This window comes from Peribacillus sp. P4_B1 (genome assembly GCF_056402395.1).
On record NZ_JBFUHM010000009.1, the window covers coordinates 96164 to 109864 of the forward strand.

Here is a 13701-nt window from a genome sequence, read left to right on the forward strand (position 1 = left end):
TTTTTTTTGTTTAAGATAATTTATCATTCTTCATCTTCATATTCTTTTATGATTTCTTCAAGAGTGAATTTAATCCCATAATAAGCGAAAAGAGCGGCAATGAGGGTAGGGTACCCATATCGATTTCCAGTTTCATCGGGGATCAACCCTCGTTGCATACGTAAGTCTATATGTACGTCTGCCAACTCTGGAAGGGACTCCTCTTTAGAAGGAACGGATGTAGAAACTGCAACAAATGGTATATCATTTTCCTTTAGTTGTTTTGCCAGCATCAATGCTTCAAAATCATCTGAATGGCGAGTGAATATAAGAAATCGATCTTCCCTGGACATAGTTTCTCCCAATTCAAATCTTTTTGCCTTAGGAAAAGGTTCTGCCCCATCCAAAGCCTCCGACGTGACGCCCTGCATTTCACCAAATCCGTGAATGAACACTGAGCCATCCCCAATCGCCGCCTGAGCCAGCAGGCGGCCGGCATCCTCCATTTCAAAGGCTTCATTTTCAATCATTTTTTTAAATAAACCGCTTATCTGTGTCGAGAAAATTTTTAACATGACTAGGGACTCCTTTAAAGAATTATATCTTTATTATAAAGGACTTTCCTTTGCATTGACAGGCTTCTGGGCTTCTGATCCAAAGGGCTGAATTAACTAAATCGGTCGAAAAAACAAAAAAAATGAAAATCCTTTTAGCCATAGAGCAGGAATTTTGTTACAATTATCGAATATGAACATAGAAATCATGAATGGGAAATAAATGCGTTGGACTACAAGTAATTTGACGCAGCCTATGTAATGGCCGACTAGGCTAATACATTTAATTAAATAAATCGGGTAAGGGAGAGGTGATTAAATGTCAGGGAAAATATTAATAGTTGATGATCAATTTGGGATTCGTATTTTATTGAACGAGGTTTTACATAAAGAAGGGTATGAAACATTTCAAGCCGCAAATGGCATTCAGGCCCTGGAAGTGCTAAATAATCATTCACCAGATCTTGTATTACTGGATATGAAGATTCCCGGAATGGATGGCATTGAGATATTGAAGAGGATGAAAGTGGTCGATCCGGACATCCGGGTCATTATCATGACCGCATATGGTGAACTCGATATGATTCAAGAAGCAAAGGATTTAGGTGCAATGACCCACTTTGCAAAGCCGTTTGATATTGATGATATTAGAAAAGCCGTTCGTGAATATTTACCGATACAGTCAAGTTAATGGTCTTGAAAATTTAATATTTTTGACTAAAGAATTGCCGCGGCTATCTTTTTTAAGATGGGCCGTTGTTTTTTTTGGAATAAAATTTGAAGCACGATATAGTGTATTTGTTGCTGTTTTTTTGATGTATTGATATGCTAAAAGAAGCGAGATATTCTGATTTATAAGCGTATGCTACTTTGGTTTTAGGGAATATCTAGAAAGAATTAACTTTAAAATAATTACATTCACTAGTAGGAGGAAATCAAATGCCTTTAGTTTCTATGAAAAATATGCTGAATAAAGCTCTTGAAGAAAAATATGCAGTAGGTCAATTCAATATCAATAACTTGGAATGGACTCAAGCCATTTTAGCTGCTGCAGAACAAGAAAAATCTCCAGTCATCCTTGGTGTTTCCGAAGGGGCTGCCCGTCATATGGGTGGTTTTAAAACGACTGTCATGATGGTTCAAGGATTGTTGGAAGACATGAAAATCACTGTTCCTGTGGCCATTCACCTTGACCATGGTTCAAGTTTTGATAAATGTAAAGAGGCTATCGAAGCTGGATTCACTTCAGTAATGATCGATGCTTCGCATCACCCGATTGAAGAGAATATCGAAACAACCAAGAAGGTTGTCGAATTCGCTCACGCACGTAATGTTTCTGTTGAAGCGGAAGTGGGCACAGTTGGCGGACAAGAAGATGATGTGATCGCTGATGGAGTCGTATATGCAGATCCTCAAGAATGTGAACAGTTAGTTAAAGAAACGAATGTCGATTGTTTTGCTCCAGCGTTGGGATCCGTTCACGGTCCATACAAAGGTGAACCTAACCTAGGCTATAAAGAAATGGAAGAAGTACGGGATTTAACAAACAAACCTCTTGTTCTTCATGGTGGTACAGGCATTCCTACGAAAGATATCCAAAAAGCGATTTCTCTTGGAACATCAAAAATCAATGTGAATACGGAAAATCAAATTGTGTTCACAAAAGCCGTTCGTGAAATTCTGAATAACGATGCTGAAGTATACGATCCACGTAAATACATGGTACCTGGCCGTGAAGCGATTAAAGAAACTGTCATCGGCAAAATGCGTGAATTCGGTTCAAACGGTAAAGCATAAATAACAAAAGCAATATGGGTTTCATCCCTTAAATGTAAGATGAAATAGATGATAATTCCATTTGGGGGGGCACCCCCCTAATGGTTTCTTTTAGATGCAGACTGGAATCCGAGCTCTATTTTTTGAACAATTAGAATTCAGATAAAAAAATTGATTACATACGGAGGATATTTTATGAAATTCTTTATTGATACAGCAAACATGGAAGAAATAAAGCAAGCACACGAACTTGGCGTTTTAGCAGGTGTTACGACTAACCCGTCCCTTGTTGCAAGAGAAAAGGGAGTTTCTTTCCATGAACGGTTAAAAGAAATCACAAGCCTTGTTAAGGAATCCGTTTCTGCAGAAGTCATTGCGCTTGATTTTGAAGGAATGATGGCTGAAGCCAAGGAATTAGTTGCAATTGCACCTAATATCACGATTAAGGTACCAATGACTCCAGACGGTTTGAAGGCTGTTGCAGCTCTTACAAAACAAGGTGTCAAAACAAATGTCACCCTTATTTTCAGTGCCAACCAAGCATTATTGGCAGCTAGGGCTGGGGCAACATATGTATCGCCATTTTTAGGACGCTTGGATGACATTGGCCAAAATGGTTTGGATTTAATTTCGGATATTGCTGACATATTTGCGATCCATGATATCAATGCTGAGATCATTGCAGCTTCTATCCGCCACCCGATGCATATTACTGAAGCGGCTCTTAAAGGGGCACATATTGCAACGATCCCTTATAAAGTTTTAATGCAACTATTCCACCACCCATTAACGGACAAAGGGATTGAAGCTTTCTTGAAGGATTGGAATTCTCGTACTGAAGCATAATGCCTTGCCGCTAAGTCGCTATAGATTGCACCGTTTTAAATAAAATTAACATAAATTAGAAATTTTTAGCTTTTTTTACATGAATTTTATAATTTTGTGTAAACTAAGGAACAGATAGTGAATGTTGTCGGATTATGCAATTTTCTTGTGGTAAAATATTACTTTTTGGAAGTAGCATCTAAGTGCTTAGCGTGGAAGGGAGTTTATTATGGAAAAACTTAAAATTGCCGGTGGCTATCCTTTAAAGGGAAGCATTCGTGTCAGCGGAGCAAAAAATAGTGCGGTTGCCCTTATCCCTGCAACAATTTTGGCGGACTCTCCTGTAACGATTGAAGGCCTGCCTGATATCTCGGATGTACAGATGCTGAAAGAGTTAATGGAGGAAATTGGCGGTGAGGTTTCCTTTGATGATGGGGAAATGACAGTGAATCCCAGCAGAATGATTTCAATGCCTCTTCCCAATGGAAGAGTTAAGAAGTTACGTGCCTCCTATTATTTAATGGGGGCGATGCTTGGTAAATTCAAAAAGGCAGTGATTGGCTTGCCTGGAGGCTGTCATTTAGGTCCTCGCCCAATAGATCAGCATATAAAGGGGTTTGAAGCGCTAGGCGCACAAGTGACGAATGAACAAGGAGCCATTTACCTTAGGGCGGACGAGCTACGGGGGGCACGCATTTATTTGGACGTCGTCAGTGTAGGGGCAACGATCAATATTATGCTTGCCGCTGTTTTGGCCAAAGGCCGCACAGTGATTGAAAATGCTGCGAAAGAACCGGAAATCATCGATGTTGCCACATTGTTGACCAACATGGGAGCGAAAATCAAGGGTGCCGGAACCGATATCATTCGTATTGATGGCGTGGAAAGTTTACATGGGTGCAAACATACGATCATACCAGATCGGATTGAAGCCGGGACTTTCATGATTTTAGCCGCTGCGGTCGGTGAAGGAATCTTGATCGATAATGTCATCCCCCAGCATTTGGAGTCATTGACTGCCAAAATGAGGGAAATGGGAATTAATATTGAAGCCGGTGATGATCAGATTTTTGTCTCACCAGGAGATAAATATAAGTCCGTTGATATCAAGACGCTGGTTTATCCCGGATTTCCAACAGATCTTCAGCAGCCCTTCACTTCGCTCTTAACAAAAGCAAGCGGTTCTAGCATGGTGACCGATACGATATACGGGGCACGATTTAAGCATATTGATGAACTGCGACGCATGAATGCGAAGATCAAAGTCGAGGGAAGAGCAGGCATCATTGATGGTCCTGTCCAGCTCCATGGAGCAAAAGTGAAGGCAAGCGATTTACGTGCCGGTGCAGCTCTGGTAATTGCCGGTTTAATGGCTGAAGGGATTACCGAAGTGACCGGGCTTGAACATATAGATCGCGGATATAGCCATCTGGTTGAAAAACTTTCAGGTTTGGGAGCAACGATTTGGCGTGAAGAAATGACGCAAGAAGAGGTGGAGCAGCTTAAAAGCTGATCCCTTTTCTTGTTACCCCATTGTGTTACTATATATGATATAATGTGTTATACTAATATATAAATAAATCATGCTAGTGTACATGAGGGGGAACCGGAAATGGAAAGAAGTTTATCGATGGAGCTTGTCCGCGTAACAGAGGCGGCGGCACTAAATTCTGCTCGTTGGATGGGAAGAGGAATGAAAGACGAAGCAGATGATGCAGCAACAACTGCAATGAGGGATGTTTTCAATACAATACCCATGCAAGGGACGGTTGTAATCGGTGAAGGGGAAATGGATGAAGCGCCAATGCTTTATATTGGTGAAAAGCTTGGTACTGGTCTTGGGCCACTAGTGGATGTTGCAGTTGATCCTTTGGAAGGAACGAACATCGTTGCATCTGGCGGCTGGAATGCATTGGCTGTATTGGCGATAGCAGATAAGGGGAACTTGCTTCATGCCCCTGATATGTATATGGATAAAATAGCCGTTGGTCCCGAGGCTGTTGGTCAGATTGATATCAATGCTTCTGTGTTGGACAACCTGAAAGCGGTAGCCAAGGCAAAAAATAAAGATATCCAAGACGTAGTCGCAACAGTTTTGAACCGTGATCGTCATTCGAAGATCATTCACGAACTTCGTGAGGCAGGGGCACGTATCAAGTTGATCAACGATGGAGATGTGGCAGGTGCCATCAATACGGCCTTCGATCTTACCGGTGTTGACATCTTATTCGGATCTGGCGGAGCTCCAGAGGGAGTTATTGCAGCTGTTGCCTTGAAATGCCTCGGAGGAGAAATTCAAGGTAAACTTATTCCTCAAAGTGATGAAGAAGTGGAACGCTGTGTAAAAATGGGCCTTGATTTAGGAAGAGTCCTCAGAATGGAAGACCTTGTTCGCGGAGATGACGCAATTTTTGCTGCAACAGGTGTGACTGATGGAGAGCTTTTACGAGGTGTACAATTTAAAGGGAATTACGGCGAAACACAATCCGTAGTCATGCGTGCTAAATCTGGAACCGTTCGTTTCATTGATGGACGTCACAGTCTTAAAATTAAACCGAATGGTCTGATTGACTAAGAACGTTTTTTAGAAAAGATCACAGCTAAAAAGCGAGCGGGTTCATCGCTCGCTTTCTCTTTTAAAAAATTTAAGTTGAATAATTAAAATAAAAAAAGTAAAATAAAGCTTGGTTTACTATTAATTGATTTATATATAAAATCTGCCCTTTCACTCCAAACTTCAAGAAGCCTTCAAATAATTTTCTTCTTTACATGTAAAAATGTATCATCCTTTCTAAGAAAACTCTGGTCGGGTACATGGATTGCGGTTTTTCTTCCATCTAACAAACCATTTCTTTTTCAGTATGGGTGAAAACGTTTAATTAATAAAAGTGTGGTGTCATAATGAATTTAACTATTTCTAATTTAGAAAACATGAAACTAAAGGATCTCTATGAGCACGCGCGTGAATATAAAGTTTCCTATTACAGCAAACTTTCAAAAAAGGAACTTATTTTCGCTATCCTGAAAGCACAAGCTGAGCAGGATGGTCTCCTATTCATGGAGGGCGTTTTAGAGATCATCCCTTCCGAGGGCTTCGGTTTCTTGCGTCCAATTAATTATTCTCCAAGCTCGGAGGATATTTATATTTCTGCTTCACAGATCCGCAGATTCGATTTGCGAAATGGAGATAAAGTGTCCGGTAAGGTAAGACCTCCAAAAGAAAACGAGCGCTATTATGGATTGCTGCATGTTGAAGCCGTCAATGGCGATAATCCGGAATCGGCTAAGGAGCGTGTACATTTTCCAGGCTTAACACCGCTGTATCCAAACAGACAAATTAAACTGGAAACGACACCGAAGAACTTATCAACTAGAATTATGGATGTCTTGGCACCGGTAGGTTTTGGACAGCGTGGTCTGATTGTCGCACCGCCAAAAGCTGGTAAAACGATGCTTATCAAAGAAATTGCCAATGCGATAACCACGAACCATCCTGAATCGGAATTGATTGTACTATTGATCGATGAACGCCCGGAAGAAGTGACGGACATTGAACGCTCCGTTGCTGGAGACGTGGTGAGTTCAACGTTCGATGAAGTGCCTGAAAACCATATAAAGGTGGCAGAGCTAGTGTTGGAAAGAGCTATGCGCCTTGTGGAGCATAAACGGGATGTCATCATTTTAATGGATAGCATTACCCGGCTTGCCCGTGCTTATAACCTTGTCATTCCGCCGAGCGGGCGTACACTATCCGGAGGGATTGACCCTGCTGCATTCCATCGTCCAAAACGCTTTTTCGGTGCGGCGAGGAATATCGAGGAAGGCGGCAGCTTGACGATCCTTGCTACGGCATTGGTAGACACGGGTTCGAGAATGGACGATGTCATTTATGAGGAATTTAAAGGTACGGGTAATATGGAACTGCATTTAGATCGTGCCCTAGCCGAAAGACGTATCTTCCCGGCAATCGATATCCGTCGCTCAGGCACTCGTAAAGAAGAATTGTTAATTCCGAAAGATCGCCTGGATAAATTATGGGCTATTAGGAAAACGATGTCAGATTCACCTGATTTCTCAGAGAAATTCCTTCGCCGTCTAAAACAGACAAAAGGTAATGAAGAGTTTTTCAGTAAGTTGGATGAAGAGATGTCAGAAATGAAAAAGGGACCAGCGAGCGTTAAACGTTCTTAAACAGTGAAAGAAACAAACTGTTGCACAACTAGTCTTAAGTTGCTATAATGGGTTCATGTGTTTTTACAATAAATGTGAGGGTGCTTTTCCCTCACCTTGAAGTATATAACTCTGTTTCGAATGATTCAGGGCAGAAGGAGCTGAAAAGAATGAAAACTGGAATTCATCCAAATTATAAACTTTCAAAAGTATCTTGCTCTTGCGGAAACACTTTTGAAACTGGTTCAGTTAAAGAAGAGATCAAAGTTGAGACTTGTTCAGAGTGCCACCCATTCTATACTGGTCGTCAAAAATTCGCTGAAGCTGGCGGACGTGTTGATCGTTTCAACAAAAAATACGGTATTAAATAAGCCGGACTTTTTAAAAAACAGGCAAGTATTTTTCTTGCCTGTTTTTTATTTTCTGTAAACAGGTAAGAATTTTTATAAAGCCGGGTCCACTTCAATTATGGCTAAGGGATCGACAGGTGGAAGGGAGTAGCTGTTTCCATGTATGTAATGAAACAAACAGGCTGGATTGAGCTTATTTGCGGAAGCATGTTTTCAGGTAAATCTGAGGAATTGATTAAACGAGTCAGCCGTGCTCAATTTGCTAAAGAGCAAATAGCTGTATTTAAACCGGCTATAGATAATCGCTATGCGGAAGAGGCTGTCGTATCGCACAATGGCTCTTCTGTGATGGCAAAACCGATTGCCCATTCAACTGATATTTTTAAGCATTTGGACAAGCCCCTGGATATCATTGCTATAGATGAAGTGCAATTTTTTGATCATGAAATTATCGGGGTTGCCCAGCATCTTGCGGACAGCGGTTATCGAGTGATTATGGCTGGACTCGATCAAGACTTCAGAGGTGAACCATTCGGTCCTATGCCTGTGCTATTGTCGCTAGCAGAATCAGTGACTAAGCTGCAGGCTGTGTGTGAAGTGTGCGGTTCACCTGCGAGCAGGACACAGCGATTGATAGATGGGGCGCCGGCCTCCTATGATGAGCCGATCATCCTTGTGGGTGCATCGGAATCATACGAGCCCCGCTGCCGCCATCATCACGAAGTTCCAGGTAAGCAGGCTGTCGGGATTAAAGAACATATTTGAATGATGGTGCCCTAGGATCGATTGAGATCTTAGGGTGCTTTTTTATGAAGAAATGGGTAAGTAATTTATACGGGGAATTGAGTTTATTCTGAAAGCGGATAAGCCATGTTGAAAAAACTTTCTAAAGGCATTCAGGTGGTAAGACCAATACATGGAAGGGAAATAAAAGATAAATATTGCCCCATTTTGGGAAGGCTAACTTAGGAAATGTCCTTGTTTAACTAGTCAAAATGGAGGGGAAAAATATGAAATCAATACTGGTTTTTATGATGGCCTTTTTTCTTGCTGCACTAACAGCATGCGGTCAAAATGACAATGCAATAAATAATGATTCGGAATATGGCGATCAATCCCGGGATGGAAAAGATTTTGTTGGCAAAGGTTTAAAACGTATGTCTAATAATGATTGGGACAATGAAACGGAACGGCCATCGGATCAAGTCCTAAACACTCCGCATCAAACATCGAATAATTCCCCTTCCATGGGGCAGGAAATTGATAAAATCCGAGAGGTCGTTAAGTCGAAAACTAAATATGAAGCGGGCACCGTGTGGTTAAATGGCAATACCATACATGTTACGGTCCATGATAAAGGCGAAATCAAGACGGAAGAGAAAAGAAATGAGGAAAAGCGGCGAATTCAAGACATGATAACCAGGGTTGTGCCCCAATATAAAATAGATGTTAAGTTAAAGAAATAACCACAATTTTGAATCCTCTTTGACGTTGATTATTCACCTATACTATAATTAACCTAGAAGTGAACTGAGCTGGGGCACTGAACTACTTATTTATAGTTAGAAAAGATGGATTACTTCCAATTCGTTTCAGATGTTTTGGAAAATTATGAGGTGAATAATTTGTTTGATCGATTGCAAGCAGTAGAAGATAGATATGAAAGATTGAATGAACTATTAAGTGACCCGGAGATCATTAATGACAATAAGAAGCTAAGGGAATATTCTAAGGAGCAATCCAGTATTCAAGAGACCGCATCGACTTATAAAGAATATAAAGCGGTTCGTGAGCAACTTCAGGAAGCTAAGGCTATGCTGGAGGACAAACTTGATGCGGATATGCGTGAAATGGTAAAAGAAGAGATCAATGAACTCGAAGAGACCATACAAGGCCTTGAGGATAAACTGAAAATATTGCTCATTCCGAAAGACCCTAACGATGATAAGAACGTAATCATGGAGATCCGCGGAGCGGCAGGCGGAGATGAAGCGGCTTTATTTGCAGGTAGCTTATACCGAATGTATAGCCGTTTTGCAGAAGTGCAGGGCTGGCGGACTGAAGTCATTGAAGCAAGTCCTACCGGGCTTGGAGGCTACAAGGAAATCATATTCATGATTAATGGCAATGGCGCTTATTCAAAATTGAAATTCGAAAATGGAGCCCATCGGGTTCAGCGAGTGCCTGAAACTGAATCAGGTGGACGAATTCATACATCTACAGCAACGGTTGCCGTTTTGCCCGAAGCTGAGGAAGTGGAAGTCGAGATCCATGATAAGGATGTTCGTGTCGATACCTTTGCATCAAGCGGTCCTGGAGGGCAAAGTGTCAATACGACCATGTCAGCGGTGCGATTGACTCATATTCCGACTAATACGGTTGTATCCTGTCAAGATGAAAAATCACAAATCAAGAACAAAGAAAAAGCGATGAAGGTTTTGCGTGCCAGGGTGTATGATAAAATCCATCGCGAAGTGCAGGCGGAATATGATCAAAATAGGAAGCTTGCTGTTGGTACGGGCGATCGTTCCGAAAGGATTCGCACGTATAACTTCCCGCAAAACCGCGTTACTGACCACCGCATTGGTTTAACGATTCAAAAGCTGGATCAAATCATGGAAGGTAAACTGGATGATGTCGTGGATGCTTTAATCATGGAAGACCAATCTTCAAGGCTGGAAAATGCAGATGAATAATTCTGGCCTGAAAGTGTTTGAAGCCCTTAAGTGGGCTTCTTCTTTTTTAAAGGAAAATGATCGTGACGCCAATGCAGGGGAAATCCTGTTACAGCATTTATTAAAACAAACTCGCTCCCAGCTACTAGCCAACCTTCATGATGAGCTTAGTGAAGATGATTTTGGACAATTTAAGGCAGCTATTGAGCTTCATGCTGATGGAACACCCATCCAATATATAATAGGCAGTGAAGAATTTTATGGACGGACCTTCTTTGTAAATGAGGAAGTGCTGATACCGAGACCTGAAACGGAAGAATTGATTTATTATACATTACGTAAGCTCCCGGCCATTTTTATGGAGGGACAGAAGCTCCGATTAGCGGATATTGGGACGGGCAGCGGTGCAATCGCCATTACGATGAAACTTGAAAAAACAAGCTTGTTGGTGATGGCCACGGACATAGCAGATCCTTCACTTGAAGTAGCGAGGGAAAATGCTGAATCACTTGGTGCCGAAGTGCAGTTCATGCAGGGTGATTTGCTTCAGCCTTTCATTAACACGAACCAGAAGGTGGACATCCTTTTATCGAATCCGCCATATATACCAAATGATGATCAAAAATCCATGTCTGTAGTCGTAACAGGCCATGAACCACATCGTGCATTATTTGCTGGTGTCGACGGGCTGGATTTTTACCGCCGTTTTATGGAACAGTTACCTCTAATCATGAATGTGCCTGGACTGATCGGTTTTGAAGTGGGTACTGGACAGGGTCAGGCGGTTGCCGATTTATTGAAGCGAACCTTTCCCGCCGCAGAAGTATCCATTGTAAATGACATTAACGAAAAAGATAGAATGGTCTTTGCCGTATTAAAATAATTCGTCTCTTCTTTGGGACGGAAAGCGAGTGCCCTGCGTTCCAATCAACGTTCTAATAGTGCAAACCCTCAAAAAAAAGTAGGCAAAAAAATCAATAAAATATCGAGTTGGTCTACAGTCTGGATCCGTCTCTACTTAGAGGCGGTTTTTTTTTATAATCTCCCCCCTCACTATCCAATTGGAATCTATATTTCCAACTATCAACTTTTTTGATTTTTACTAGTTTAAGATAGCTGGAAAATGGTGAGACTAATTCATGTGAGGGGGCGAAGGCGATGAAAACTAAACATTTAGCCATTATTTATCTATTAATCTTAACTATAGGAACGATCGTAAGTATATATATGCCTAAAGCGGAAATGGTCGGTGCAGAGGAAACGATGGTGATCCCGGATGAGGCGATTCGTCTGCGGATACTTGCTAATAGTGATACAGAAGAGGATCAATCGGTTAAGCGGCTGATTAGGGACGAGGTAAATAAAGATATCACAAAGTGGGTCGAGGAGCTTACTTCTTTGGATGACGCGAGGGATGTGATCACCTCACATCTGCCGGATATCCAGGCCACGGCTGAGGCGGTTATAAAGGAACATGGTTTGGAACAGTCAGTAAAAGTAGATTTTGGACAAGCAGAATTTCCAACAAAACTTTACGGGCAGTATTTATATCCGGCAGGGGATTATGAAGCTGTGATCATTACACTGGGTGAAGGGGAAGGGGCTAATTGGTGGTGTGTGTTATTTCCTCCATTATGTTTCTTGGATTTTTCAAATGGGACGGCTGTAAGTCAAAGTCCGATTGTCGAGGATGAAGAGAAAGAATCCGTAACTTCGGGAGGGAAGGCTTATGCTGCAACGAATGAAGAGAAAGAACCTGTTCAAGAGGAAGAAGTTGAAGAAAAGGTAAAAGATGAAAGTGTAAAAGAGGAAGTACAGGAAGAAACGGTAAAGGTTATCGAGCCAGAGGTAAAAGAAGAAGTGACAGAAGTAAAGGGGAACGAGGAAGTAACGGAGGAAGTCATTGATGGGAATGTTAAGGAAAACAAAGAGAAGCAGCTTGCAGCATCCAATGAACAGGGGCAACAATTATATGAAGGTGAAAAGGAGCCTGAGGTAGAAGTGAAGTCCTTATTTGCAGAAATCTTCAATGAGCTTTTTTAAGATCAGATAATTTAAAAAACATATCCACAGGGTTATTAACAAAAAATCAAAAAAGTCTGTCATTAATCTTTAATATCCACAAACTTATCCACGGATTCGATATAGTTATCCCCAATTTGTGGATAACACTTGAATTATGTGTATACTTCTTTTATACTTTCAAAGTATCTTTTAAGTAAAATTAGTAAGATAAGTTGAAAATATCGTTCATATAAAAGCAATCATATAAAATAAGAAATGTTAAAAGGCGATGGTGTTAAAAATGAAAACGAAAGTTTGGTCAGTGGATAAAAATGTGGATAATTTACAAAGTTATCCCCAGATTACACAATCAGCTGAATTATTAATGGCTAATCAAGTGGTTGCCTTTCCTACAGAGACCGTTTATGGACTGGGCGCGAATGCCAAAAGTGACGAGGCGGTCAAAAAAGTGTTTGAAGCAAAAGGGCGTCCGAGTGATAATCCTTTAATCGTTCATATAGCCTCAGATGACCAGTTGTCAGGTATTGTAGAAGAGATCCCGGTAAAGGCACGGAAGCTAATGGCGGAATTTTGGCCGGGTCCTTTGACTTTGATCATGAAACGAAAACCGGGCCAGCTATCAACCCTTGTGACAGCTGGATTGGACACGGTGGCTGTCAGGATGCCAGATCATCAGGTTGCCCTCGGTCTTATTCGTGCGAGTGATTTGCCCATTGCGGCTCCAAGTGCAAATACTTCAGGAAAACCAAGCCCCACCTCAGCCAAACATGTTGAAGATGACTTGATGGGCCGGATTGCAGGCATTGTCGATGGCGGTACTACGGGTGTGGGCGTAGAATCCACAGTACTGGATTGCACTGTGGAAGTCCCTGTTATTTTAAGGCCTGGTGGGGTGACCTTGGAACAGTTGGAAGCGGTAATAGGAGAAGTTAGGCAAGATGTCGCTTTGAAGAATCAGGAAACGGCGCCAAAAGCTCCGGGCATGAAATATACCCACTATGCTCCAAAAGCCCCTCTATTTTTAGTCAAGGGTAATCAATCTTTCCTTCAGAGGCTTGTGAATGAAAAAAGAAATGACGGGTTAAGGGTAGGCATCATAACGGCTTTAGAACATCAACAGGATTATAATGCGGATTATGTGGTTGCCCCAGGTTCTTTATCGGATTTACATACAATTGCGACAGGCTTATATGATACTTTACGACAATTTGATGAGCTGGAGGTCGATATCATTTTCAGTGAAATGTTTCCTGACTACGGTATCGGGGCTGCTGTCATGAACCGGCTTGAGAAGGCGGCAGGTCATCAAATCATCGAGGAACAAGTGTAACAAGGACTGATTTATTC

14 protein-coding genes are annotated in these 13701 nt (G+C 41.6%); 13 read left to right on the top strand and 1 reads right to left on the bottom strand.

What is annotated here, in order from left to right:
• Positions 1-23: 23 nt before the first annotated feature.
• Positions 24-554, bottom strand: a complete 531-nt coding sequence (locus AC1DVK_RS07450) for a DUF2529 domain-containing protein (RefSeq protein ID WP_089362032.1) — start codon at positions 552-554, stop codon at positions 24-26.
• A 298-nt stretch (positions 555-852) separates the two neighbouring features.
• Here AC1DVK_RS07450 and AC1DVK_RS07455 point away from each other — a divergent pair, with 298 nt between their 5' ends.
• The 13 genes from AC1DVK_RS07455 (at position 853) to AC1DVK_RS07515 (ending at position 13684) form a co-directional block, all read left to right on the top strand.
• Complete coding sequence (locus tag AC1DVK_RS07455; RefSeq protein ID WP_061465740.1) at positions 853-1224, top strand: response regulator; 372 nt, start codon at positions 853-855, stop codon at positions 1222-1224.
• Positions 1225-1472: 248 nt separating this feature from the next.
• Positions 1473-2330: a class II fructose-bisphosphate aldolase gene (locus tag AC1DVK_RS07460; protein WP_061465738.1), complete on the top strand. Its 858-nt coding sequence runs from the start codon at positions 1473-1475 to the stop codon at positions 2328-2330.
• Positions 2331-2504: 174 nt separating this feature from the next.
• Entirely contained in the window at positions 2505-3155 is a 651-nt protein-coding gene (gene fsa / locus AC1DVK_RS07465) for a fructose-6-phosphate aldolase (protein ID WP_089362031.1), read from the top strand.
• Positions 3156-3363: 208 nt separating this feature from the next.
• The gene (locus tag AC1DVK_RS07470; protein ID WP_061465734.1) at positions 3364-4647 is read left to right on the top strand and encodes a UDP-N-acetylglucosamine 1-carboxyvinyltransferase; all 1284 of its coding nucleotides are present in this window, start codon (positions 3364-3366) and stop codon (positions 4645-4647) included.
• Between the two features lie 99 nt (positions 4648-4746).
• Positions 4747-5709: a class II fructose-bisphosphatase gene (gene glpX / locus AC1DVK_RS07475; RefSeq protein WP_061465732.1), complete on the top strand. Its 963-nt coding sequence runs from the start codon at positions 4747-4749 to the stop codon at positions 5707-5709.
• A gap of 326 nt (positions 5710-6035) precedes the next feature.
• Positions 6036-7325 (top strand): transcription termination factor Rho, encoded by a 1290-nt coding sequence (gene rho, locus AC1DVK_RS07480; protein ID WP_034315849.1) that lies wholly within the window; start codon positions 6036-6038, stop codon positions 7323-7325.
• A gap of 149 nt (positions 7326-7474) precedes the next feature.
• A complete protein-coding gene (gene rpmE, locus AC1DVK_RS07485; protein WP_053348458.1) occupies positions 7475-7675 on the top strand; it encodes a 50S ribosomal protein L31 in 201 nt (66 codons plus the stop codon).
• Between the two features lie 138 nt (positions 7676-7813).
• Complete coding sequence (locus AC1DVK_RS07490; protein WP_061465730.1) at positions 7814-8419, top strand: thymidine kinase; 606 nt, start codon at positions 7814-7816, stop codon at positions 8417-8419.
• 245 nt (positions 8420-8664) lie between these two features.
• The gene (locus AC1DVK_RS07495) at positions 8665-9120 is read left to right on the top strand and encodes a hypothetical protein (RefSeq protein ID WP_089362030.1); all 456 of its coding nucleotides are present in this window, start codon (positions 8665-8667) and stop codon (positions 9118-9120) included.
• A gap of 159 nt (positions 9121-9279) precedes the next feature.
• Complete coding sequence (gene prfA / locus AC1DVK_RS07500) at positions 9280-10350, top strand: peptide chain release factor 1 (protein WP_061465726.1); 1071 nt, start codon at positions 9280-9282, stop codon at positions 10348-10350.
• Positions 10343-11212, top strand: a complete 870-nt coding sequence (prmC, locus tag AC1DVK_RS07505) for a peptide chain release factor N(5)-glutamine methyltransferase (protein WP_477626162.1) — start codon at positions 10343-10345, stop codon at positions 11210-11212. The genes prfA and prmC overlap by 8 nt, the downstream gene beginning before the upstream one ends.
• Before the next feature lie 275 nt (positions 11213-11487).
• Entirely contained in the window at positions 11488-12372 is an 885-nt protein-coding gene (gene spoIIR / locus AC1DVK_RS07510; protein WP_477626163.1) for a stage II sporulation protein R, read from the top strand.
• Between the two features lie 262 nt (positions 12373-12634).
• Positions 12635-13684, top strand: coding sequence for an L-threonylcarbamoyladenylate synthase (locus AC1DVK_RS07515; RefSeq protein ID WP_477626164.1), 1050 nt, complete (start codon positions 12635-12637; stop codon positions 13682-13684).
• Positions 13685-13701 lie beyond the last annotated feature (17 nt).